At 32.6% G+C, this 25604-nt stretch carries 22 protein-coding genes and 2 tRNA genes; 23 read left to right on the top strand and 1 reads right to left on the bottom strand.

Features of this window, described 5'->3' with window-relative positions; all coding sequences use genetic code 11:
* Window positions 1-90 precede the first annotated feature (90 nt).
* Both ACQY63_RS08420 and ACQY63_RS08415 read left to right on the top strand, forming a co-directional pair.
* Entirely contained in the window at window positions 91-2895 is a 2805-nt protein-coding gene (locus ACQY63_RS08420) for a DNA methyltransferase (RefSeq protein WP_055150158.1), read from the top strand.
* Window positions 2896-2917: 22 nt separating this feature from the next.
* Window positions 2918-4639: a DUF262 domain-containing protein gene (locus ACQY63_RS08415; RefSeq protein ID WP_227094227.1), complete on the top strand. Its 1722-nt coding sequence runs from the start codon at window positions 2918-2920 to the stop codon at window positions 4637-4639.
* A gap of 1062 nt (window positions 4640-5701) precedes the next feature.
* Here the strand turns inward: ACQY63_RS08415 and ACQY63_RS08410 are convergent.
* Window positions 5702-6499, bottom strand: a complete 798-nt coding sequence (locus ACQY63_RS08410) for a helix-turn-helix domain-containing protein (protein WP_428245054.1) — start codon at window positions 6497-6499, stop codon at window positions 5702-5704.
* A gap of 240 nt (window positions 6500-6739) precedes the next feature.
* Here ACQY63_RS08410 and ACQY63_RS08405 point away from each other — a divergent pair, with 240 nt between their 5' ends.
* From ACQY63_RS08405 to ACQY63_RS08305, 21 genes are all read left to right on the top strand, one after another.
* A complete protein-coding gene (locus ACQY63_RS08405; protein ID WP_428245053.1) occupies window positions 6740-7843 on the top strand; it encodes a tyrosine-type recombinase/integrase in 1104 nt (367 codons plus the stop codon).
* Between the two features lie 198 nt (window positions 7844-8041).
* The gene (locus ACQY63_RS08400) at window positions 8042-9592 is read left to right on the top strand and encodes a tyrosine-type recombinase/integrase (protein WP_428245052.1); all 1551 of its coding nucleotides are present in this window, start codon (window positions 8042-8044) and stop codon (window positions 9590-9592) included.
* Window positions 9579-11087, top strand: coding sequence for a tyrosine-type recombinase/integrase (locus tag ACQY63_RS08395; RefSeq protein ID WP_428245051.1), 1509 nt, complete (start codon window positions 9579-9581; stop codon window positions 11085-11087). Before ACQY63_RS08400 ends, ACQY63_RS08395 begins: the two co-directional genes overlap by 14 nt.
* Window positions 11071-11478, top strand: a complete 408-nt coding sequence (locus tag ACQY63_RS08390) for a DUF6262 family protein (protein ID WP_008374214.1) — start codon at window positions 11071-11073, stop codon at window positions 11476-11478. Before ACQY63_RS08395 ends, ACQY63_RS08390 begins: the two co-directional genes overlap by 17 nt.
* 20 nt (window positions 11479-11498) lie before the next feature.
* Window positions 11499-11879, top strand: coding sequence for a TnpV protein (locus tag ACQY63_RS08385; RefSeq protein ID WP_055151993.1), 381 nt, complete (start codon window positions 11499-11501; stop codon window positions 11877-11879).
* Window positions 11880-11987: 108 nt separating this feature from the next.
* Complete coding sequence (locus tag ACQY63_RS08380; protein ID WP_055151996.1) at window positions 11988-12284, top strand: hypothetical protein; 297 nt, start codon at window positions 11988-11990, stop codon at window positions 12282-12284.
* Between the two features lie 139 nt (window positions 12285-12423).
* Window positions 12424-12762 (top strand): ATPase, T2SS/T4P/T4SS family, encoded by a 339-nt coding sequence (locus tag ACQY63_RS08375; RefSeq protein WP_302689718.1) that lies wholly within the window; start codon window positions 12424-12426, stop codon window positions 12760-12762.
* 13 nt (window positions 12763-12775) lie between these two features.
* On the top strand, window positions 12776-13504 hold the full coding sequence (locus ACQY63_RS08370; protein ID WP_412623106.1) for a type II secretion system F family protein: 729 nt from the start codon (window positions 12776-12778) through the stop codon (window positions 13502-13504).
* Between the two features lie 5 nt (window positions 13505-13509).
* Window positions 13510-14943 carry an immunoglobulin-like domain-containing protein gene (locus ACQY63_RS08365; protein ID WP_412623105.1) on the top strand — a complete coding sequence of 478 codons (1434 nt, stop codon included), beginning with the start codon at window positions 13510-13512 and terminating at the stop codon, window positions 14941-14943.
* A gap of 212 nt (window positions 14944-15155) precedes the next feature.
* The gene (locus tag ACQY63_RS08360) at window positions 15156-15347 is read left to right on the top strand and encodes a Flp1 family type IVb pilin (protein ID WP_022165683.1); all 192 of its coding nucleotides are present in this window, start codon (window positions 15156-15158) and stop codon (window positions 15345-15347) included.
* 3 nt (window positions 15348-15350) lie between these two features.
* Window positions 15351-17243, top strand: a complete 1893-nt coding sequence (locus ACQY63_RS08355; RefSeq protein ID WP_022165684.1) for a DUF5702 domain-containing protein — start codon at window positions 15351-15353, stop codon at window positions 17241-17243.
* Between the two features lie 201 nt (window positions 17244-17444).
* The gene (locus ACQY63_RS08350; RefSeq protein WP_147337636.1) at window positions 17445-18128 is read left to right on the top strand and encodes a hypothetical protein; all 684 of its coding nucleotides are present in this window, start codon (window positions 17445-17447) and stop codon (window positions 18126-18128) included.
* 85 nt (window positions 18129-18213) lie between these two features.
* On the top strand, window positions 18214-18633 hold the full coding sequence (locus ACQY63_RS08345; RefSeq protein WP_412623104.1) for a prepilin peptidase: 420 nt from the start codon (window positions 18214-18216) through the stop codon (window positions 18631-18633).
* 13 nt (window positions 18634-18646) lie between these two features.
* Complete coding sequence (locus tag ACQY63_RS08340; protein WP_022165687.1) at window positions 18647-19051, top strand: pilus assembly protein; 405 nt, start codon at window positions 18647-18649, stop codon at window positions 19049-19051.
* A 4-nt stretch (window positions 19052-19055) separates the two neighbouring features.
* Entirely contained in the window at window positions 19056-20360 is a 1305-nt protein-coding gene (locus ACQY63_RS08335) for a DUF6382 domain-containing protein (RefSeq protein ID WP_412623103.1), read from the top strand.
* Between the two features lie 145 nt (window positions 20361-20505).
* On the top strand, window positions 20506-21231 hold the full coding sequence (locus tag ACQY63_RS08330; protein WP_412623102.1) for an NAD-dependent protein deacylase: 726 nt from the start codon (window positions 20506-20508) through the stop codon (window positions 21229-21231).
* 145 nt (window positions 21232-21376) lie between these two features.
* Complete coding sequence (locus ACQY63_RS08325) at window positions 21377-22975, top strand: LysM peptidoglycan-binding domain-containing protein (RefSeq protein WP_428245050.1); 1599 nt, start codon at window positions 21377-21379, stop codon at window positions 22973-22975.
* Window positions 22976-23043: 68 nt separating this feature from the next.
* Window positions 23044-24246, top strand: coding sequence for a DUF5711 family protein (locus ACQY63_RS08320; RefSeq protein WP_302689683.1), 1203 nt, complete (start codon window positions 23044-23046; stop codon window positions 24244-24246).
* A gap of 172 nt (window positions 24247-24418) precedes the next feature.
* On the top strand, window positions 24419-25126 hold the full coding sequence (locus ACQY63_RS08315) for a CvpA family protein (RefSeq protein WP_022165691.1): 708 nt from the start codon (window positions 24419-24421) through the stop codon (window positions 25124-25126).
* A 113-nt stretch (window positions 25127-25239) separates the two neighbouring features.
* A tRNA-Glu gene (locus ACQY63_RS08310) sits at window positions 25240-25311 on the top strand.
* Window positions 25312-25381: 70 nt separating this feature from the next.
* Window positions 25382-25452 (top strand) — tRNA-Cys (locus tag ACQY63_RS08305).
* The last annotated feature ends 152 nt before the right edge of the window (window positions 25453-25604 follow it).

Here is a 25604-nt window from a genome sequence, read left to right as displayed (position 1 = left end):
GTAATAATTTTATGATATACTGTGGATATGATATGTAAAAATAGTCGGAGAAAGATTTGTGAATGCACGATTATTTAGGAGGAAAAAAGCATGACAGATGCAGAACAAAGAGAGGCTGCCCGTCAATTTGTAAACCGATGGATGGGAAAAGGGAAAGAAGATGAAGATGGACGTTCTTATTGGATTGATTTATTGACGAATGTTTTGGGAATGGATAATGTGACAGAACGTTTGAACTTTGAAAAGAAAGTTGTAATTGATGGAAATACAAAACGTATTGATGTATATATTCCTGAAACACGAGTAATTATTGAACAGAAGAGTCTTGGAAAAGCATTGGATCAGAAAATCAGGAATTCAGGAGATGTTGATCTTACTCCATTTGAACAGGCAGACAGATATAATGGAAAGCTGACTTTTGATGAAAGAGCTCGGTGGATTGTTACGTCAAATTTTGCGGAAATTTGGATTTATGATATGAACCAGAAACAGCCAGAACCGACAAAGATTGCTTTAGATGAATTACAAAGCAAATATCCATTGTTGGATTTCTTGGTGAAAAAAGAAGTAAAGACAATATCGCATGAAATGGAAGTATCAATAAAAGCAGGAGATATTGTTGGGCTTATTTATGATGCGTTTTTAAAACAATATCGTATACCGGATATTAAAGAAAAAGATGAAACGTCCGAACAGAAAGAAAAAAGAGAGCATAAATTAAAAAGCCTGAATGCTTTATGTGTACGGATTGTCTTTTGCTTATATGCAGAAGATGCTGGAATTTTGGGTAAGAGAAATATGTTTCATGATTATTTGGAAACATATGAAGTAAGGGATTGTCGAAGAGCATTAATAGAATTATTTAAAGTATTAGATACGCCGATATCAGATCGGGACGAGTATTTGGAGGAAGATCTTGCTCAGTTTCCATATGTAAATGGCGGGTTATTTGCTGATGAAACTATTGAGATACCACCTTTTACAGAGGAAATTAAAGAATTACTTCTTACAAAAGCGTCAGAAGATTTTGATTGGAGTGATATTTCTCCAACTATATTTGGAGCCGTATTTGAATCTACATTAAATCCTGAGACCAGACGTTCTGGAGGAATGCATTATACATCTATCGAAAATATTCATAAAGTCATTGATCCACTTTTTTTGGAGGATTTACAGGAAGAGTTTAATGCAATAAAACAAATTCAGGTAAAGCGGACTAAAGATAAAAAGTTGGATGAATTTCAGAATAAATTAGCAACTCTTACGTTCTTAGATCCGGCATGTGGTTCTGGAAATTTCCTCACAGAAACTTATTTATCACTTCGACGTTTGGAGAATGAAGTGATACGTGAAAGAGTTGGCGGACAAATGACTTTAGTAGAAGCTCATAACCCAATTAAAGTCTCAATACAGCAATTTTACGGAATAGAAATTAATGATTTTGCAGTAACCGTTGCAAAGACAGCACTATGGATTGCAGAATCTCAGATGTTAGAAGAAACAAAAAGTATTGTTTATGGATTTAATGATGATTTTCTTCCTTTGAAGACATATGTAAATATTACAGAAGGAAATGCTTTAAGATTGGATTGGAATGAGGTCATTCCAGCAACAGGTCTATCTTATATTATGGGGAATCCACCTTTTGTTGGTGCTAGGTGGATGAATAAAGAACAGAAAAAGGATATGGAACTGGTATTTCATGGAATAAAGGATTTTGGAAACTTGGATTTTGTAACAGCTTGGTATAAAAAGGCAAGTGATTACATTCAGAACAGAGATATATTTACTGCATTTGTTTCAACCAATACTATTACACAAGGTGAACAGCCTGCAATATTTTGGAAGCCATTATTTGAAATGGGGATACATATCAATTTTGCTTATAGAACGTTCCGTTGGGATAGTGAGGCGAATTTAAAAGCACATGTTCATTGTGTAATTGTAGGATTTAGCCATGCTAAAAGTAATAAAAGAAAAGTTATTTATGATACGAATGGGGATATGAAAATTGCTGAAAATATTAATGCGTACTTAATTGATTCAGACGATATTTTTGTTGGTAGTAGAAAACACCCTATTTGTAGTGTACCGGAAATAGGAATTGGAAATAAACCAATAGATGGGGGATACTATTTATTTGATAAAGAAGAAATGGAGGAGTTTATAAAACAGGAGCCGAAATCTCAAAAGTATTTTCACCCATGGTATGGAGCAAGAGAATTTATTAATCGTACTCCAAGATATTGTTTATATTTGGGAAACTGTTCACCAAAAGAATTAAGAGAATTGCCAGAATGTATGAAAAGAGTGGAGGCTGTTAGAGAGTATAGACTTCAAAGCACAAGTGCAGGTACACGAAAAATTGCAGATACACCAACAAGGTTTCATGTATCCAATTTCCCTAAAGGGAGCTATATAGTAATACCACAGGTATCTTCTGAACGAAGAAGGTATATACCAATGGGATACATGGATGAAAGTGTGCTATGTAGTGATAAAGTAAGAATAATGCCAATGGGAACATTGTATCATTTTGGTGTACTTGAATCTAATGTACATATGGCATGGATGAGAGCTATATGTGGAAGATTAAAGAGTGATTATAGTTACACAGTAAATCATGTGTATAATAATTTTCCTTGGCCAGAATTACAGGAAAAACAAAAAGAAAGAATAGAACAATCGGCACAAGGAATATTAGATGCAAGAGCATTATATCCAGATAGCAGTCTTGCAGATTTGTATGATCCTTTAACGATGCCAGTGGAATTAAGAAAAGCACATATTGCAAATGATAAGGCAGTTATGGCAGCTTATGGCTTTGGCATAAAAATGACAGAAGAAGAGTGTGTTGCAGAATTGATGAAGCTATATCAAAAAATGCAAGGATAAGTAAGAGGAGTAGCGAAGAAAGATGGATGCACATAAAGCGTTAATTACCAATATTTTTAATAATTCGACATTGGTGGAAGTCCCTTTTTTTCAGAGATCGTATGTGTGGAGAGAAGATCTCTGGGGGCGACTTCTTGAAGATATGGAGTTTGTAGTAAAGACAAAAAAACCACATTTTTTAGGCTCTATTATTTTAAAAGAAGGTCGCAAACCTAGGCAAGGAGAAAATTTTGCAGATTGTAGAACGATAGTTGATGGTCAGCAGAGATTAACAACTTTTTTGATTTTTATGAAGGTGCTTTGCTTAAAATTAGGACAGACTGCACTGTTTGACTGCCAATTTAGAATCATGGGTCAAATGATTGCGCTTAGGCATGGAAGGAATGATATACAGGCTTTTGAAAAAGTAATGACATTAAGCAAAGCGGAAATAATCGACAATCCAGAGCCGGCGTCCAGAATAATTGGAGCATTTAATTATTTTGTGGAACATATTGACGAAAGTAAGTTGGACATTATGACAATATTTGTAAATACGCAATTTGTTCGTATTGATTTGGATGCGGATGAAGACGAACAGCAGATTTTTGATACAATTAATTCTTTGGGCGTGAATCTTACTACATCTGAGTTATTAAAAAATTATTTTTTCAATCGAGAGACTGTTGGTGAATATGAAAGAAAATGGGCAGATGTATTTGAAAAAGATGATGAGACTAAAGTATATTGGGATAGGGAAATTGAGACAGGACGAATAAAGAGAGCAATTATTGACATATTCTTTGATTCCTATTTTCAATTATTTATTCAGGATAAGCAGTACAATATTTCTAATGAAGACAAACTTATGTATTCCAGGGTAGACAGGCTTGCTCAGTCTTATCAGCATTTCATCAATAAGTATTGTGGTGGCAATAAAAACATTGTGCTAGATCAGATGAAAGAATATGCGGAGTGTTTTAGAAATAATTTGAAGCCAAATCAATGTGGAATGAGTATACCGAAGGAAGAAGGTATTGAACGTATAAATGTTGTGATTTTTGGATTAAAAAATACGACGATGATACCATATATTTTATATATTGCAAAAAACGTGCAGGACAAAAACGAGCTAATTAAAATGTATGGAATTTTAGAAAGTTATATAATGAGAAGAGTTGTGGTACATGCATCTACTAAAAGTTACAATAATTTATTCACTTCATTGATTTTGAATAAAGTGCTGGATTCGCAGACTTTAACTTTGCGTTTAAAAGGAATTGGCGATGCAACTACATATTGTCCAGATGATAATGAAATGAAAATTGGCTTTGAAACATCAAAACTGGTTAATCTGCAATCAAAAGGAATTATTTATTTGTTAGAAAGTAAAATTCGTTCAGACAATAGTTCTACAGCATTGCTTGGATTTAATAATTACAGTTTGGAACATTTAATGCCAAAGAAATGGAGAAATAATTGGGGAGCTTGCGCGACAGAAGATGATGCAAAAAAGAGAGATTCTCTATTACTGACATTGGGGAATTTGGCGATTATTCCGCAAGCTTTAAATGCATCTATACGTGATGCTGCATGGAATGTAAAAAAGGCGGGTAAGGGACAAAATAAACCAGGTTTACTTTTGTGTGCGAGCGGACTTTATACATTACATGACGTACTTCAAAAAAATGATTGGAACGAACATGAAATAGAAAATCGTGCAGAATGGCTCTTAGCTAATGCACAGAATATTTGGAAAATATAGAATATTCCAAATCCATAAAAGCTGAATGAAAACCAATATGGGAATTTTACAGGTGGTACAAAATTTGTAAAATTTTCATATTGGTTTTTTGGTAATCTGTAAAAATTATAAATTTGGGTATCAAGTAAGGTTTCGGATTTTTGATTTTTATGTATTTTTCAATTTTGGATATGGCTCCGAAATTGGCAATTTTGCGGAAGTGTATCCACACTTCCTGTCCTTGCTATTTTTTAATCACATGGTGATTTCACAGGGATATAGGGCAGTTTTAGCCTATTTTTTCTCCCTGTGCTGTGACCGAAGAAATTCGAGGAACCAATTATATATTTATGCTGAATGTGAGGAACTGGGGAGCACAATCCTCAGCAAGATTCCAACATCCGGAAAATATCATATTGCTAAAATAGCGATATGGTATTACCGGGGTGGATCTTGCTCTAATGTGTACAGTAACCTCGGCATAAATAGAAAGAATGGGTTTGGGGAATCCCCAGCAAGATAAAAACCTGATGAAAGAACATTTGTCGGAAAGACAATATTGTTAAACACAGGTGGATCTTGCTCTGGGGTAAGAAAGAAGTATCTTTATATTATCAAAATGCTATTTGGAGTTTATGTTGTTGGAAAGTTGTAAGCAGGAAAATAACTTCCGGTTGTCGGTGCAAATATAATGAATAGAAGTGTCCAGTACATTTTTTGTGATGGGTATTTTGGTGGAATCCACTTTTATTTATTTTTGAATAAAAGAATTTTTAATCTGCAGCCGATAGAAGCAGATGGCTATAAAAAGCTTTTGGTAACTATGAGTGAAAAAACAGAAAGCTGCGAAAATTTATTATGAGCTAATAGGAAAATTTGATATTTTGTGATATTGAGGGTATGGGGAATCGTAATCTCCATCAAGTTTGTCAGAGAATCATAATCCAGAAAAGGGATTTTGAGTTACTCTAGGCGATACTTGCTTTAGAAAATGATTTGCCATAATGAGTTAGAATATGGGAGGAGGAAGCGTTAAAAAAAGAGAGAGCCATAAGCAACTCTCTCTGTGATAAAATCAAAAAGTTATAGTATCAGTGATTCGGTAAGATTACAAAAATCCTTAACAGGAATATTTTCTTTAAGTGGTAAAGCTGTCTCTAAAAAGGTTTCGTCTGCAAATCTTTCGAGTTCAGAATCAAAATATATAATTGAAGCATTTGTATTTAATTGGTATGGTGGAATTGTAACAAAATAATCATAATCTTCGTAAGAAGGAGTGGCGCAAGAAACTTTGATTTTTCCGCCCAATTTCAATTTTGCAAATTCTCCATAAATGGCAGTTAAGGCTTTTTTCCTTTCTTCATCAGAAGTAATTCTATCTACATATCTAATATACCAATAATCTATATTTCCCTCTTTTAATTCAATTAAATAATCGTATGATCTGGGCGTTCCAGATTTTATTGTCCATTCAACTTTTTGCAGACTTGTCATCATGGAAAGTCCACGCATTAAGGTAGAAAAAAACTTTTCATGCACCTGAACAGTAGAGAGATCCAAAGAAAATCCATTGTCTGCAATTATCTTTTTTCGTTCCCGTATTTTTTTAGAAGAATATCCCGTTGCATCATATAATTCTTGGATAAGTTCTGGATCATCAATGGCTTTTGCAATTTTATCAATAGTGCTTTTATATGGTCTTCCAGATCGGGCACCGTTGAGCATTCGTGAAATGGTTGCATTATTTAAGCCTGTTTGTTCAGATAATTCTTTTTGTGTTTTTTTCTGTAAAATGATTTGAAGTATATTGATGAATCTTTCCTGATCGTAAACGCTGTCAGGATTTATTAGTGTGCCTGAATTTGATATAAATTCGTTCATTCAAATCTCCTCTTGACTTCTTTGACTTTGTATAAATTGACTTCTTGTATTTTATCTTATCAATTATATCCCTAAAAATCAATTTAAAACATAAAGAAATCAAAAAATGCTTTATTGATATCTCATTAAAAGTCAAAGAAGTCAAAAACGTAATTGACATTTTGACATCTTTGTGTATAATGTAAATCAAGAAGTCAAAGAAGTCAAATAAATCAAAAAGAAAGGAAGGAGGGCTGTGGATTGAAATATAGGGTTGTTTCAGTTTTGAAAGATAATAGACCACGTTTTTTGATTATTTCTGATATTGAAGAAATTGAAATCCTTCCATCAAAGTATTTGAAGCATCTGGATCAGATTAATGCTTCTCCGAATACTGTAAAATCCGCAGCCTTCGCACTTTCATATTATTACAATTATCTGCAGGAGCAAACGATAGGATTGGATGAGATTACATTGCTATCCTATTCAGAGCAGAATAAACACTTTATTGATTTCTTGTATTGGGTTAAGAGTGGAAAGCATACTGAGCATAATACACAGACGAGCAATAAGACCTGCAATATGTATCTTGGTGCAGTCTTCAGATACTACCAGTTTTTGGCACTGGAAGATGTTTTGCCAATGCTTAAAGTCTTACGAGTAAAAAAAGTATCGTATTTTGACAGTATGGGAGTAAATCATCAAAATGCAGTGAATTCGTTTAAAGGTTTCTTCAAAGAAGAAGAACCTAATCTGGAAGAAATAACATCCGAAGAAATACAGGAGCTGATAAATGCCTGTTCGAATGATAGAGATCGATTGCTGATAGCAATGATGGCAGAAACCGGTCTTAGATTAGGGGAAATTCTGGGAATCCATTATACCGAAGATATTGATTTTGAAAGAAGAACGGTTCGGGTAAGGTATCGTGAATACAATACCAACTTGGCAAGAGCAAAAAATGCAGAATATAGAATGGCTTTGTTAAGTAATACAACTTTTGAGTTCTTGGTTAAGTACATTTCTGATAACCGAAAAAGTCTGATGAACTCGGAGTATTTATTTACAAAATTGACTGGAAAAAACAAAGGAGAGCCATTAGATGCGGATTCTGTGTATAGCATGTTGAAAAGGCTATACAAAAAAACGGATATCAATTCTCATCCGCATCAGCTCCGACACTATTTTGCGGAGGAAAGAAGAAAAGAAGGATGGGATTTGAATGACATTCGTTTTGCCCTGGGGCATAAGAAAGTTGAAACTACCATTAAATACTTGGGTGAAAATAATGAACGATTGATAGAAGCGACAGATCAATACTACTCAAATAATGAAGATTTATACCAAATTGCAGATTTTCTGTAAAAGGAAGGAGGGATTACCTTGGCAGTATTAAAAATTGTTCCGAAGTTATATCAGGAAAAAATATCCGAGAAATTAAAGGAAGAAATATCTTTAGTTACGAATGGAGAAGCAAAATACTATAACCGGTTATACAAATTTTTCCAGTATACAGATATACAGTGTACTGCAGATATTAACTATGAAACGAGAAAAATGTATATGGATTCTCTTGAAAAAGAGGATATTTCAGAAAAATATAAAGCGGAATTACTGAGCTTATTTGATCGTTTAAAAATAGAAAATATGCCGGATGTCTATTCACAAGGAAAGCCCTTCTCTGTAGAACAGGAGTTTTTTAAGCAAGACAAATTGTTTTTGCTGTATGTCCCCAATAAGAAGAAAGCACAATCTTTTCGTCAGGTGGTCGATAAGAATGATTTGTTATGGGACTTAACGGGGATACATTCATCACAGTTGGTGCGACAGACAAAAATATTGCTGTGTGAAATTCTGAATATGGATAAGGTACAAAGACATCGAAGATATTTTTTAGAACCATTAAAAGCACTTATACGGTTTTGCGATAAGTACGGAATAGATGATATTGAAGAAATGGAACAGGCAGACGAAAACAGATTTTATCTGTATTTAAACAAGGAGTCGGAAATTATAAAAAAACAGGCTTCTAAGATTGTTGAGTTTGCGAGAAGAACGTTATTTCTAACAGATTCAGAGACAAATTGGCGAGCGTGTATCTGGTATATGGATAGGTTTCAGTTTGATAAATCGAGAATCAATGCCAGTTCACCTGTTAAAAGCCTTTCATTTATTAATATTTACGAAAAAGAAAATCGTTGGTATTTACAATTATACACAAAATATTTGGTCGGGATATCGGATCTGTCTTTATCAAATATCCGAAATACAATAAGTTTTATTTCACAATTTTTAAAATATCTGGATGGACAGAGTAAGAAAGTAACTGAACTGGAGATACAAGATATAGAGGGTTATGTGTCTGTTTTGGATAAGTCCGATATTAAGTATTCTACTTTTAACCGATATATCACACATATGCATACATTTCTACAGTTTTTGAAAATGAAAAATATTGAAGTGTTGAAGTTTTATCCGGAACGATTTTTAAAAAAAGGTTTTTCAGAACACAATGAAAGAAGTGTTCCAGAAAAAACAATTGCTCATCTGATTAAGGAGCTGCCGGCATTCCCAGAGCATTTACAGTTGATGTATTTGATTTTGTTTTGCACAGGAATTAGGAAAAGCGAGGTTTGTACAATAAAATCGGGAGCCTTTTATTCACAAGGCAATGAGAATTGGATGCGCATATATCAAAGCAAAATGCGGAGAGAAAAAGTCATTCCTGTTCCCAGTTTATTGGTTGGACTGGTGAATGATTATGAAAAAAAGTACGGAATAAAAAATGGGGAGTATTTATTCAAAAATAAAAAGGGTGGTGCATTTAATGGACAGACATTTTCAAATCAGATGATTCGGGAGTGTAAGGTTCGTGGGATTGCCTGCGGAGATTATATCTTTAGAGCACACGATTACAGACATAACCTTGCAACTTCAATGTACGGAAATGGGGTTTCTATACAAGGGGTACGAGATTATCTAGGACATTCAAGTGAGAATATGACAAAACAGTACATTGATTTCATGCCGGAACGTATTGTATCGGCTGAAGATAAATATTTCTCTAAAAATCAGTCATTTAAATTGAAAGGAGCAGAAGATGATGAAAGGTAATATTAATTTGATTTCGTATGAGTGTTATCAACAAGCTACAGAAAAACAGTTGGCAGGACTGAAATGGAAGGAAAACAGGGTGTACTACATATCAGAGATTCATAATGAAAAAATGCAGGATGAGATTTATGGGTATATCGATGATAGATGTAGACGTTTGTCATTATCAACAGTAGTAAATGATATTTACAGATTTGATCTGTTGAAAGAATTTCTGAATGAGAAGTGTACAAGTTGTAGCAGCATCACTGATAAAAAATGGGAAGAACTGGAGAGAAGTTATAAAGCATTTTTATATAAAAAAGGATTGGCGCTGTATGTTAGAAGAAATAGACCGGATAGGCGGAATGTTGAGCAACAAAGTAGCGCTCAGATTTCTTTTCTGAAAATGTATTATGAGTATGTTGTGAAGTGTAAAACAGCAGATATTCCAGAAAATGAAAAAGATGTATGGGATATGAGAAAGTTGGATATTGTGCCAAGGAGTAATCCGATTCGTGGAAGATATAGATTAGATTTTCGTGAGATCAGGCAGAAAGAATTTAAAGAGATAATAAAGAAAATATTGTATAGCCACTGCCAGACAAAAGCAATGGGTAGTATAAAAGGTGAATTGCGTGGATTCCGTCGGTTTGCTAGTTTCATGTATGATCGATTCCCAGAAGTAAAGCACTTTACAGAAATTAGCAGGGATATGATAGAAGATTATCTGGTTTATATAAAAACGGATACCGGTCTTACATCAGTCAGTTACACGACAGAGCTGTCGGTTTTGGATAATCTGTTGGATGAAATAGGGCGTGAACTGGAAATAGGAAATATATGCAACCTTTTTCTGTCCAGTGATTGCAGAGCATATGACAACGCTTTACCAGAAGCGTATTCAGATGCAGAAATCAGAAGATTTAATTGTGCATTAACAAAATTAAAGCCCCAGTTAGGCAGATGTTTAATAATACATCAGATGCTCGGTACAAGAATAGAGGATACGTTGACTTTGCGAAGGGATTGCTTATCTGAGAAATCTGGACATTATTTTATAACTATTATCCAGCAGAAAACAAGGAAATACAAAAGACCAGTTAGCGATCAGCTGGCAGAATTGATTAGAAAAGCAATAGAAGTTTCAGAAAAGGAGCATCCAGATTCAGAATATATTTTTCTGCAAGATAATGGAAAATTGTATACAGATTCAATGCTGAAATATCATGTAAATATCATGATTTATGAAAATGATATCAGGGATGATAATGGAAATTATTTTGAGTTTCGTACACATCGTTTTAGACATACTTTTGGAGTAAAACTTACAGAAATGAAATTAGATGATGATAGCATTGCAAGGCTGTTGGGGCATAAGGATACACGAACCATACCACATTATCGGCGGTTAAGAAACGAAGCATTAGCGGAGGATACAAAGGCTGTACGAGATGAAATGAATGAATTATTAGCACAATACAGGAGGGAAAAGGAAAATGCAGAAACACGATAAAATGGTAGCACTGGCAAAAGAAAAAAGTGCGGAAATGACGGAAACAGCAATAACAGCTATTGAAACAATGTATAGAAAAAATATAAAAATTTCAGTTGCTGAACTTACAAAACTAACAGGACTTTCCAGAGGTTTTTTCTATAATAATCCGAATGTGAAACAGGTCATGATGGAATTGAAGGAAAAACAACAGGGAATGATATTGCGAAATCCTAAAAGTGATGCTATTGCAAAAGCACAGGAAGCACGGATTAAGAGTTTAGAACAGAAATTATCCGATAGTGTTCCGAAAAACGAATATGAAAGTCTTCAGAAAAAATATGAAGAATTACAGGTGAAATATAGTCAAATGAAAAAGGGAACACTGTTGAAGATGTACGACCAATTATAGGAAGAAAAGGAGAATATTTTATGCAGAACGAAATTTATGATGAGAAAAATGGACTTACTTATATGTTATGTGGTGATTATTATTTGCCAGAATTGGCACTTACAGATATCGAACCAACTTATGGGAAATATGGGATGCTTCGTAAAAGCTATTTACAGGAACACAGAAAGGCAAAATATCAAATATTGTTGTTACAAGGAAAACTTGTCGAGCATTTGAATCAGATTGATGCAGAAGCAAGGGATAGAGAAGAACAATTAGTAAAACAGATGATGGAGAAAGAAGGAATTACAGAGGAATTAAAAAGGCAAGACAACATGGAATGGACAAGGAGGATGAATACCCTTTGTCATGATGCAGAAGAGATGATTTTGACGGAAATGATATACACGAAAGGATAATGAACTGTATTGGATAGCAAGAATTTTGCAGCCCGGATAGCAAAAAAGTGGAAGTCCGGATGGCAAGATTCTTGCTGTCCGGAAAGATAAAAAAGGGAGGGATTAAAAATGTTGGTTAAGTACATAATAAAAGTGTTTTTATATTTAATTCTTGCAGTAATGACATTGATTCACTGGTTATTAAAAATTCCGATGATATTGGGAAATATTTTGCTTTACTTTTTATCAATTATATTTATTCTGACAGGTGTTTTGAGTTATGGATTTGCATTGGAATCTGCAAGAGAATGTGGTCGAATGATAATAATTGGGATGGCATTTGGTGCAATACCAGACTTTGTCCCATTTTTGGGAAAAAGTTTAGAGACATTGGTTGCAAAACTGTTGAGTATGACAAATGAATGAGAAAGTCGATATGAAAGAGGGCTGTGAAAGGCGCTCTTTTCTTTTTGCAACTGTGGAATGGCAAGATAATAACGTTATATACAGTGTATATTAAGTAAAGATATTGTATTTCTGCATGATGGGAACATAGGGAGTCCATATAAAGGCATTAAATACGGGTCACGACGGCTCGATGAGCACAGGACATGGGAATTCTCCAAAAGACATGCTCGCCAGATTAGAAACTATGGTTTTAATGGGGGCAGATATACCACTAAATGCCATAAGGTCACAGTTAGCAGCAGGTATTGATATTATGGTTCATTTGGCACGAATGCCAGATAAGACAAGGAAAGTTATAGAGATTAATGAGATTCAGGAATTTAAGGACAATCAGATTATTTTAAATAAGCTATATTGTATGGAAAATGGCAAATTGAAAAAAGTAGGAACATTGAAAAACATATTTAAGTTACAAAGCTATGGGCTAAGTGTATAAAGAAGGGACAAAAATGAAATTATCTAAAAATGAAATCATAATAAATATTGCAGCAATACAGTTAATAGTTTTTGTTATTGGAAAATTATTTTATGGAAATTATGCATTTGGAATACTCTTAATCCCATTTACAGTAGCAATTTACAAGCAAAGAAAGAAAAGCCTTATAAACAAGAAAATTGCTTACGGAGAGCTGCAGTTTAAAGACATGCTAATAGCAATTTCTGATGGATTAAAAACAGGCTACTCAGTAGAGAATGCCATTAAATCAAGCTATAAAGATTTAAAGAACATATACGGAAAAGAATGTTTTGTGTGCAAAGAGTTGGAGATAGCAATATCACAGCTAAAACTAAATATATCAACAGAAAAAGTGTTAAAAGACATGGCAGAGAGAATGGAACTAAAAAATGCTATTTTGTTTTCGCAAATTTTTAGTGTGGCGAAAAGAACCGGCGGCAATATGCCTGAAATAATCAAAAATGTAACAGATGATATTGTAATGAAGGAAAATGTCAGAGAGGAAATTAATACATCCATAACAGAAAAAAGATTAGAGCAAAAGGTAATGACACTGATTCCCGGATTTATAATTATATACATTTCTGTAAGTTCTCCTGAATTTTTAAAGATAATGTATGAAAGTATAGTAGGCAAAATAGTTATGACAGTATGTTTAATTCTATATTTATTAGCATATATATGGGGCGAAAGAATTGTGGACAGCATTATGGAGGAATAGGTGAAATGACAAAATTTATTATTGTGGTGTTTCTTGTTTTGAGTGCGTTTATTGTATTTACAATTCCTTATAAACACAGATATAAGAGGAAGTTAAGTAAGAAAAAACATAAATTATGGAGCTTATATGGAGTTGGCATGTTCATTGTGGATAGGCTACCCAAAAAGATTTTTCAAAATACAGGGGTTAATAATGACTTAAAGAAAATTACTGTTAAGGAGCATATAATAAAAGAGCAATATTTTTATTATATAGAAAAAGTTTGTATTGTAGTTGGAGTTATCTGGCTAACGCTTGGAGTTTCAATTGCAGTTTTATATTCTGAATCTAAAACAGACAGGCAAATTAGTAAAGTAGAGCGAAGTGTAAAAAGTTCAAATAATTATAATGTGAGAATTATAGATGATGTTGGAGAAGAGACGGTTAAGTTAAATGTTGCAAAAAAGCAGTATACAGAGAGTGAAAAACAGAAGGTGTTGGAAAAAAACAAGAAAGTCCTTTTAAAAGAAGTTTTAGGTAAGAATAAAAGTCAGAACAAAGTAAACAGTAAACTGAATTTGGTTTCTGAAATAGGAAAAGAAAAAGTTAATGTATACTGGAAAATCAGTGATAAAAACATAATAAATTACAACGGAGAGATTTCTTCTAATGTGAAAAAACAGGGAGAAGTTGTAACACTTACGGCGACTATGACATTTAAAAAGAAAACCATAGATTATAGTTTTGGAGTGAATGTATACCCAAGGAGTGACAAAAGTTCAAAAGGAAATTATGTGCAGGAATATGTGGATGAAAATGACAAGTATAGTAATCAGGTCAAACTGCCGCAACAAATAAATGGGAAAAAAGTGACTTACAGAGAAACAAAGGACACAGTAGGAAAATATATACCAATAATAGGAATTATAGTAGGAATTACATTGTTCTTTCTGAAGGATAAAGATTTAAAAAAAGAAGTAGAAAAACGAAACAGGCAGTTACTAAATGACTATCCGGAAATAGTAAGTAAGATTTTGCTTTATTACGGAGCAGGACTATCAATTAAGTCGGCAATAGAGAGAATGGTCGCAGAGTATAATGTGGAAAAGAAAAAGAATAGTAAAGCATTCAGGTATGCATTTGAGGAACTTTCGATGTGCTCAGTGAAGATGAAGAGTGGTGTTCCTAAAACTGTGGCAATAAGTGAATATGGTAACAGATGCAACATTCATTGTTATATAAAACTGGCAGGTTTAATAGAACAGAATCTTAAGCGAGGAACAAAAGAATTAACGCTGGTGCTAAAGAGTGAATTAAAGGATGCAATGAATGAAAGAAAAAACAATCTGCTAAAAAATGGTGGACAGGTTTCAACAAAATTATTAGGCCCAATGGTGTTAATGCTGATTATAACCATTGCAATAATAATGGTACCCGCATTATTGTCCATTAACATTTAGCAGAAAGATTTTATGAAAAAAAGTAATTCAAACAGCAAGGCAATTTATATAACAAATTAACTTGGATAACAAACTGATTTAGGAAACAAATATGAGGCAGAAAATATGAAGCAGAAAATAAAATGAACAAAATTTATTTTTAGGAATGTATCGATGAAATACCCACGACTAAAAGGAGGGGCAATAAATATTATAGTAGGAGGAAATAGCGAATGAAGAGTGTGGTTATGAATTTTATAAATAAAATAAAGAAAAATGTTAATGACGAAAGTGGAATGGGAGTAATTGAAATTGTATTGATTATTTTAGTTTTAGTAGGCTTAGCATTGGTATTTAAAGGACAGATTAGTGGTGTTGCCGATGGCGTATATGAATCAATTAGTGAACAGATTGAAAACTTTTAGAATATGAGGATTAATAAAACAAAAAAAGCAAGCATTACAATATATCTTAGCTTAATATTTGTTACAGTGTTATTGCTTATTAGCATAATAATAGAATCGGCAAGAATGAATATGGTGCAAAGTGAGTGTAAGACTTTTACATATTTAGCAACGGATTCTGTTTTGGCAGGCTATGCAAGACAGGTATATGAAGACTATGGTGTACTAATGTTTTGGGAAAACGAATCAGTAAATGAGAACTTAAAAAAATATATTCAGGCGAACATTGAATTGGGTGATGTGGAACATAAGGGCTCGAATCTTTTAATGACAAGACTTAAGAATGTAAAAGCAAAAGAAAAGAAATATGTGTGGAGTAACGGTGGAGAAGAATTTGTCAGGGAAGTTTCTAATTACATGAAGTATGCAGTGGCTACAGAAGCAATAGATAAAGTTATAAACATATCTGCAAACAAAAGTGATGACCATAGAAATAGTAATATTAGTGGCAATAACAGCAATAGTAACAGCAATAAAATAAACGGCACTGGCAATAATAACGGCAAGAATGATAGCGCTGATAGTAATAGTAATGGCGGTGTTGGGAGTGGTGAGTATAATCTCGGGGATGTAGATGAGATTATAGATGATTCAAAAAGCAAAGAAATCCAGGAAAATGTTGAAAAAATCTGTGATGAAATAAAGAATCTGAAAGATGCAGATATTCAAAAGAAACTAAAAACAAAGAAAAAGAGAGAAATGTTTTTAGAGAAGATAATGTCCATAGAAGAAGATATTAAACTATATCAAAAGGACAAGAAGGAATGTTTAAGTGAATTAAACAAAGATGGTCAAAATAAAGACAATCAGAATAGTATGAAGGATTTTATGGATGATAATTTAAATATATTGAAGTCTATAGAAAAGCAATTAACAGAGGGAATTAACAGATTACCTGAGAATTCAAAGGAGCAGTGGGAGACGCTTGCCAAGGATATAGAAAGCAAAATTAGTTCATTGCAAATAAACGAAATAAGTGAAGAGGATAAGAAAAACAAAGGTATTTATGAGAATGCAAAAGGCTTGATAGAAAAGGGGATTTTATCTTTAGTTATAGATGAAACAGATAAAATTTCGTCAACTACTGTAGAGTTAAAAGACTTGCCCTCGACTATTGGCAATAAAGGTGAGAATAGTTTAGACAACGTTAAAACAAAAGCTGCACTTGTACTTTATGGTGCGATGAAGTTTGGAAATTTCACAAATCTTATAAAGAACAGGGAAATAAGTTATGAGCTTGAATATATAGTTGCTGGAAAAGATAGGGATAGAAGTAATTTGGCATCTACTGTGGAACAGATTGTTGCTGTGAGGAACGTTGTTACTTTAGCGTATTTAGTAACTGACAAAGAAAAAATGGCTTTAATTGAAACAACAGCAGCTTCGGCTGCAACAGCAATAGGTCTGCCTTTTTTGGAACCGGTTATTAAAGGTATACTGTTAGAAGGCTGGGCTTTAGCAGAGGCAATTAATGACGTAAAAACTTTATTAAAGGGTAAGAAAATAGACTTAATGAAAAATGCTAACAATTGGAAAACCAGTTTGAAAAATCTATTAGCAAGTGGCAGTAGTGAATCTGAAAACAAAGCAGCAATAGATTATAAACAATTCTGCATGATATTAATAATGAAAAACAGCATAGAGACAACAGCATACAGAATCATGGATTTGATTCAGTTAAATGTTAGAAAGAACTATAATCAACAATTTGACATGAAGAAATGTGTAACATCATTGGATGTTGAGGCTCAATATGAGTCGGAACCATTGTTTGTTGCAATGCCATGGGCAATTAATGGATTAAATGGAAATATAGGCTCATATAATTTTAGCATAGAAAGTCAGTTAGAATATTAGTACAGATGAAAGAATGTGAGGAGGTGAATAAATATGCCCTTTTTCCCACCTGTTGTACATAGTGAAAAACATAAAAAAACAAAATTAGGATGTGATTCTCTCCAAGTACAGAAGCCAAAAAAATATAAAGAAAAAATAAAAAAAATAAATGTGTCCCAGGGAAAAAGGGTATATTTATTTACCTCCAAAGGAAGCATTACTTTGGAAGCTGCTATTGTTATAACAATTTTTATGTTGGCAATTCTTTCGGTGATAAGTTACATAACAGTTCTTAACAAACAGTTACATAACCAAAAACAAATAAATAATATGGGAATTGCGTTATCAAAACTAAATTACTATAAACAATGTACAGAAAAAAGTAAGAAGTATAGTGAGGATTTAGGACTGTTAGAAAGTGGAGTGCAAAGCCTTAAACAAAGTGGCGAGATAGAGAAAAAAACTTCAGAAGAAGGAGTAATAGATATTGTTTTTCCGTATATCGTTAGAATTCCGTACATTAATAAGCCTATAGTTTTAACTCAACGGTGCTATTTAAAGGATTGGACAGGTTATGATTTAACAAAGGAACAGGAACTTGTTTATATTACAAAAAACGGAAAAGTCTATCATGTTACTAAAGAATGTACACATTTGTCTCTGAAAATAAGCAAGATTGGCGTTATAGAATTAAAAATTAAAAGAAACTGTTACGGGCAGGCGTACAGTAGATGTTCTATATGTGTAAATAAAAAAGGCACATTAGGATCAGAGGTGTTTATTACTGAAGATGGAAATAAATACCATAATAGTTTAATGTGTAGCGGACTTTTGAGAAATATTATCACAGTAGAAAAGAGTAAGGTTAAAAATATGCCACCTTGTAGTAGATGTTCAGGAAAATAATACAAGGTTATATATGGTAATTTGTAGCAAAATATTATGGGCTTTTTATGAAGACAGTATTAGATATATGTATTAGGAGAATAAAATGTATGAAATATGGAGTGTAGTGTTTTTACTTGCATGTGCAATTGCAGATTATAAAACAAAAGAAATTTATGTATGGTTCTGCTTGCTAAATTATTTTTTAGCCATAGTAATGAAAGTGGTAACCAATAATTTGAAATTAGAAAATATTATAATCGGCATTATTGTGTGTACATTATTATATATTATTGCGTTAGTAACAAAGGAAGCAGTAGGTGTAGGAGATATTTTGATAATTTTAACCTTAACGGCAATGGTTGAATTGAAGGTTGTCTTAAACGTAATGATGATTGCATTTATTATTAGTGCGATTTTTTCGATAATAGGTGTTTCTATTGGTAAGATGAGTTTTAAAACAAATATCCCGTTTGTACCATTTATATTTTGTGGGAATATTCTGTTTTATTTATGCAAGGCATAGAAAAGGAAGGTGTATGATAAAAACATTGTACAGGAAAATGGTCAGGAAAACTTTAAAAGGACAAATTACAATTGAGGCATCAATAATTGTACCAATAACAATATTAATTGTAGCATCGTTAGTTTATGTTTCTCTTTATTGTCACGACTTGGTGACTGTGAGAAGCACAGCGCTAACTTATATTGACGGTGAACAAAATGGTAATGGAGGGTGCTTTGTAATATCCCCTTTAATAGTTAAAGACGAAGATAAGATTAGCACAAAAGTAAGTGCTGATTTTGGAAGTAAAAGTAATGCTAATTTTTTAAATAAAATAATTAGTCGGAAATCAAAAGATGAAATTAAAATTCAAAAAGTGATGAATAGAGAGCTTTTATACGCAATAAGAGCTATGGAAGATGGATTTGGAAGGAAGTGATAGTATGGAAATATCTTATATAAAAGACGGAAACAGAAACACGATGATTATAAAAGACATAAAAATAGAGAAGAATGATTATAAACTTCAGATGGTATTAAACAATCATATTGAGGGATTAGTTCAAATAAGTGTGGAGTCGATAAATAATGAAACCATGTTATATTATGATATTTCGTCTAAAACACAAATGTCTAATATGTTTACCAGAAAACAAATGTCAGGTAAGGAACTTTACATATTTATAAAAGATATAAAAATGCTATCCGAGAGAATGAGTGAATATTTACTTACATTAGACAATATAATATTTGACACAGATTTAATATTTTTCAACAGACAAAAAGGAAAATATGAGTTTTGTTATGTTTCTGAGAATAAAGAAGATTATCAGGTAAATCTGAGAACTCTTTTTGATAAACTATTGGAATATATAGATCATAATGATAAAGAAGCTGTGCTTATTGCTTATGGAATTCAGCAAATGACAACAAATGCAGATTTCACATTGCAGGAGTTACTTAGATGTGCATTTGAAAATATACAGGAATATAAGAAAGAAAAAAGCAATAGCGAAAAAATAAGAACAGAAGATATAGTAAAACTTGATATAGAAAATGAAAACGAGAATTCAAAGGAAAAATATAGCATAAGAAAGAAAAACAAAAAGGAAAACAAAAAAGAAAATAGAAAACAAAATGAGAAAGAATCTGAAAAAGAAAATGAAAAGAGAAATATATTAAAATCCATAGCAGGAATATTTAAAAGAAAAGACAAATATAAAACGGAAGAAGATTTAGATTTCTTTGATTATCTTGAAGAGGAGGAAGCTTCTTTTGTTGCAGAAGAAGCTGGAACTTATAAAGCTGAGGGTTATGGGGAGGAAACTTATAAGAAAGAAATACACAAAAGTGCAGGAGATTACTTTGATAATTCCGTGAAAAGTTTTTGCACAAAGAACAGTCAACAGTTTCAGGAAGACAGGACTATGGTGTTGATTAATCCACTACTATCTAAAGACATAAAACTTGTAGCAGTGGGGACAGAAATACCAATAAATATTAAGCCGTCAAACTATCCTTATATAATTGGAAAAAGCAGTTCAAGTAGTGATTTCTGTATTGATAGTGCAGTAATTAGCAGAGTGCATGCACGAATTACAGAAGAGTTAGGAGACTACTTTATTGAAGATTTGAATTCGACTAACGGTACATTTTTAAATGGAGAAAAATTAGAACCTCATAAGCTGTTACCGATAGAAATTGGGGACAAAATTACCCTTGCAAACATAGACTTTGTTGTAGAGTAAGAATTGTAAAGATGTTATAATAATACCAGTGTAGTTAAATATAATTGTATTTATACTTATATTTATATTTGGTATTAAATAAAATCCTTAATGTAAACCAGTTGTTTGAGAGTGAGTAACAGAACAAGAAAAAGAGGTGCTTATAATGGAAGAAAACATAAAGAAATTAAAAGAGATTATTGATGGAAGCGATAATATTGTATTTTTTGGTGGAGCAGGTGTTTCTACAGAAAGCGGAGTACCTGATTTTAGAAGCGTGGATGGATTATATAATCAGGAATATGCATATCCACCGGAAACTATTTTAAGCCACAGTTTCTATAGAAGAAATCCGGAGGAGTTCTATAGATTCTACAGAAATAAGATGCTTTTTCCTAATGCAAAACCTAATATGGCTCATAAAACTTTAGCCAAATTAGAGGAAATGGGAAAATTAAAAGCAGTGATTACTCAGAATATAGATGGTTTGCATCAGGCGGCAGGTAGCAAAAACGTATACGAATTACATGGCTCAGTACACAGAAATCATTGTCAGGATTGTGGAAAATTCTACGGTTTTGATCAGGTTTATGAAATGGAAGGCATACCAAGATGTCAGTGTGGTGGAATTATCAAACCAGATGTTGTGTTATATGAGGAAGGATTAGATCAGAAAACCATACAACTTTCAGTGGAGGCAATTGCCAAGGCTGATGTTCTAATTATTGGTGGAACATCACTGGCAGTATATCCGGCAGCAGGTCTTGTGGATTACTATAGAGGAAATAAGCTTGTTCTTATTAATAAGAGTAAAACACAAAAAGACCAAAGAGCAGACCTTGTAATAAATCAACCGATAGGTGAAGTTTTAGGTCAGGTTGTGGAGTTATAAAGATTAAATTGTAATTAACAAGGCACTGGTGTATTCCCAGTGTCTTTTTTGTCGCAAACTTTTACAAGGGTTCAAACTGTTTTTGACAAAATAGAACAGAGCCTATGTGCTATTATCATTGGGTATTATAGAAAAGGAGGGGCCCATGATAGAGATGGTATATAGTAGCAAAGAGTCTGAGGAACAGGGAAATGTAACTATTCCTAAAAACATACGCCAAATAGGTGAAAATAATTCCAATCAAAAAATTTACGTTGAGGATAATGTTATAACAAATTTAAAGAAAAGAACAGGAAAACAGGAAGATGTAAATTATGGAGTTTTACTTGGGGAAATAAAAAGAAAAAATGGAAATACATATGTTTTTGTTAAGGGAATGGTAGAAGTAAGGGAAGTGATAGAAAATAGTTTGATTTTCAATGATGACATCTGGGCAGCAATATATAAAGACATAAAAAAATATTTCTCTAAAATGAATATTGTTGGATGGTTTGTTTCAGTACCATATAGAGTTCGGGATGATTTGAAAGGCATACGCAAACTGCATTTAGATAACTTCGCAGGCAATGATAAAGTTTGTTTTCTTACAGACAGAACTGAAAATGATGAAAATTTCTATATGTGCAAGCAAGGGAACTTAGAAAAGCAATCCGGATACTATATCTATTATGAGAGAAATGAAAAAATGAAGAAATATATTAAAAGTTTAAATAATGAGAAAAATGAAAGTAATGAGAATAATGTAGCAAAAGAAAATAGTAAGGGGGTAACTTCAAAACAAAAAGCAACCAATGACAATTTGGTGAATAATGATTTGAAAAAAAACTTGGCCGGGAATTCATCGCATAATTCAAGTCAGAATGCAAATCAGAATTCAATCCAAAATTCAACCCGCAAAAACGAAAATCTAATAGACCAAAATAAAAGCAAGCTTGGCACAAAGGGTGGAAAGTTAGCAGCAACTTTTAAAAATCAAAGAAATAATATGCAGGCGGGCGGCACAAATCAACATAAGACAATCAAGGGTAGTGAACATGTAGAAATAAAAGAAAGAGATATTAACAGACCAAAAAGCTTTAGAGAAATACTGAAAGAAGAAAGTGGCAACAGAAAGCAGGGGAGAGTTGCTTATGGAATAAGTGGTCTATTAATTATAGCATTATTGCTATCAACGGTTGTAATGCTAAATAATTATGGAGAACTAAAAAACATAAAACAAACATTATCCGGCTACAGCATGAATGAGGAAGCAAGAGCGGTTAATCAACAATTAAATAGTAACAGTGAGGAAACAAAGGAAATTTTAAAAGATAGTGAAGACAAATCAAAAAGTGCTACCGATAGCAATTTAGATAAAAACAACAATCAGGAAAATATTAATCAGAAGAGTAAAAACCAGGGTGATTCTTATCAAACCGGAACCCAAAAAAACGAAATACAAAACAACAGTTCGCAAAATAGTTCATCAAAAAATAACAGTGAGCAGAACTTTAATGAATTGGAAAACGAAAATGCAAATAGCAGTGTAAAGAAGGAAGCGAATGCAGCTAATGATTCTTCTAAAAAAACGAAAAAAGTAAACAATGTTGCAGGTATGTCTTATACGGTAAAGAAGGGACAAACCCTATACGATATTAGTATGAAAGTTTATGGAACGAGCAAAATGGTAGATGAAATAAAAGAATATAATGATATTGATGATGACTATACAATTATTGAAGGTCAGAAAATTTTATTACCATAAAAAACATAGTGCCATAATCCAAAACTTATTGTATAATCGTTTATAGATTTTAGATAGGAAGTGAGATTGTGGCACAGAGTAATAAAAATTCTGATAAAGTAAGACAGTTTAAAAAGTCTTATTTAGATTTTAATTTTATAGATGTAATAAAGAAACATACAAATAGATTTACAATAAAAATTGCAATTTGCGTTTTGGTGGCAATCGTAGCAGTTATTGGTATATTCTTGTATAAACGATATAGTAGTTACGATGACTATAAGGTAATTAATTCCATTAAGATTGATGGAAGTACAGAAAGTAAATATTTATCTTATAAGGATTTCGTAATCAAATATAGTGGAGATGGAATTTCTTATATTGATGATGATGGTACTGTTTGGAATGAAGCTTTTCAGATGAAGTCTCCAATGGTAGATATATGTGGAGATTATATAGCTGTTGCTGACAAAAACAGCAATGATGTTTACATATATAATCAGGATGGCAATCAGGGAAAGGTAACAACTAATTTCCCAATTGTGAAAGTGGAAGTTGCAGAGCAGGGCGTTATAGCTGTTTTGTCAGAAGATAAAGATGCCAATTATATAGAAGTTTATGACAGAGACGGAAATAAGTTGGTTATTCACAAAACCCTTTTAGATGAAAACGGATATCCTCTTGATTTTTCAATATCAAAAGATGGGGACAAAATGGCAGTATCATATATAACTGTCAATAACGGTTCTATGAGTAACAGAGTTGTGTTTTACAATTTTTCTAATGCAGGTAAAAATTCCACTGACAAAATAGTGGGAGAGTTTGACCAGTACAAAGAGGTTATTGTACCTACGGTAAAATTTGTAACAAACGATGATGTTGTAGCAGCAGGTGAGAACATTCTGTCTTTGTATGGATTTAAAAATAAACCTTCATTAAGGGAAGATGTTAAAATAAATGAAGAGATTCAGAAAATATTTTATAGTGACCAGTATGTGGGCGTGATTCTAAAAAATACTAATAGTAAGTTCCCATACAGAATACAGGTTTATGACTTGAATGGAAACAAAAAAATGGAAAAAGAAATCAAATTAGAATATGATAATGTTTCTTTTTCAGGGGATAATGTTTTAATGTACGATGACATGAACTGTCAGATTATATCTTTTGATGGAGTTCAGAAGTTTAAGGTGACATTTAATGGAGCAGTAAATGCAATTATTCCAATTGATGGTTCAAGAACTTTTCTTATTATGACAAAGTCAAAAATACAGAAAGTTAAATTAAAATAAAAAATTAATTGTGTGAAAACAGAAAAATCTTATAAAGTTGTTTAAGATAGATTATACAAATTATAAGAACGAATCGAAAAAGATAAGGGAAAAGACAAAGAACAAAATAATTTAAAAAATCAGATTAACGGAATAACAAAAAGAAAAGGAAATTTCTTTAAGGAGAATACTAATGGGAAATACATTATTAATAATAGTAGGTATATTTATGGTTGCAATGACGGCAATCGGCTTAAAAAGAGGAATGCTTAAGATGGCATTTTCACTTATATCAGTAGTAGTAGTTTTATTATTGGTTAATATTTTGACACCTCCAACTAAGCAGTTGTTGAAAGCAACACCAATTTATACAGGCATACAAAACACAATAGAGGAATATGTTAGTAATAACATAGAATCATCAGCACAAAGTGTAACACAAACAGGTGTTGGTGCTCAAAAGAAAATTATTGAAAAATTGCCTTTACCAAAGGAAATAAAAGCAACGCTTAATGAAAATAACACTGAGGAAAGTTATGCAAGTTTGAAAGTAACTACTTTTTCAGAATATATAGCTGAGTCTTTAACTGATATGGTTATGAATGCAGTTACCTTTATTATTTTATTTGTTATATTAACAATTCTTGTGAAGATTGTAGTTCATGCCTTAGATATTATCGCTAAGTTGCCTGTTCTTAGAACGTTCAACACTATTGGTGGGGCATTAATAGGTTTAGGCGAATCATTAGTAATTATATGGATTGCCTGCATTGTTGTAACAGCATTCAGCGCAACAAGTTGGGGACAGCAGATTTGTACAGGAATATCAGAGAATGGATTGCTAAGTCTGATTTATGATAACAACATTATTCAGCATTATATAAGCGGAATCTTCAGCTAAGAATAAAGATTATAACAATGAAAATAATATAAAAATAAATATAAAAAACTCTTGACAAATAAAAATACATTTGATAGACTACTAAAGCTGTTAAGAAACAAACAGCTTTATATGGCTCCTTGGTCAAGCGGTTAAGACATCGCCCTTTCACGGCGGTAACACGGGTTCGATTCCCGTAGGAGTCACTTCCGTTAAGAATTTTATTTCTTGACGATAACAAGAACCCTTGATATAATAAAGGGGTTCTAAATATAAGGCGCAATAGCCAAGTGGTAAGGCACGGGTCTGCAACACCCTGATCACCAGTTCAAATCTGGTTTGCGCCTCTTAAGAATCGTTCATGTGAGCGGTTCTTTTTTTGTATAATCAGAAATTCTTTTAGAATTCCTGATTATACAAAAAACGTTCCACTATGGATTTTAGTGTACTGCTGTGGTATCATTAAAATAGTGGGCTAAAATTAGAAACAGAATTTGCC

Origin of the sequence: Eubacterium sp. Marseille-QA0814, from assembly GCF_965119675.1 — a bacterium.
Classification (GTDB): Bacteria; Bacillota; Clostridia; order Lachnospirales; family Lachnospiraceae; genus Eubacterium_G.
This window is presented reverse-complemented; position numbering and strand designations above follow the sequence as displayed.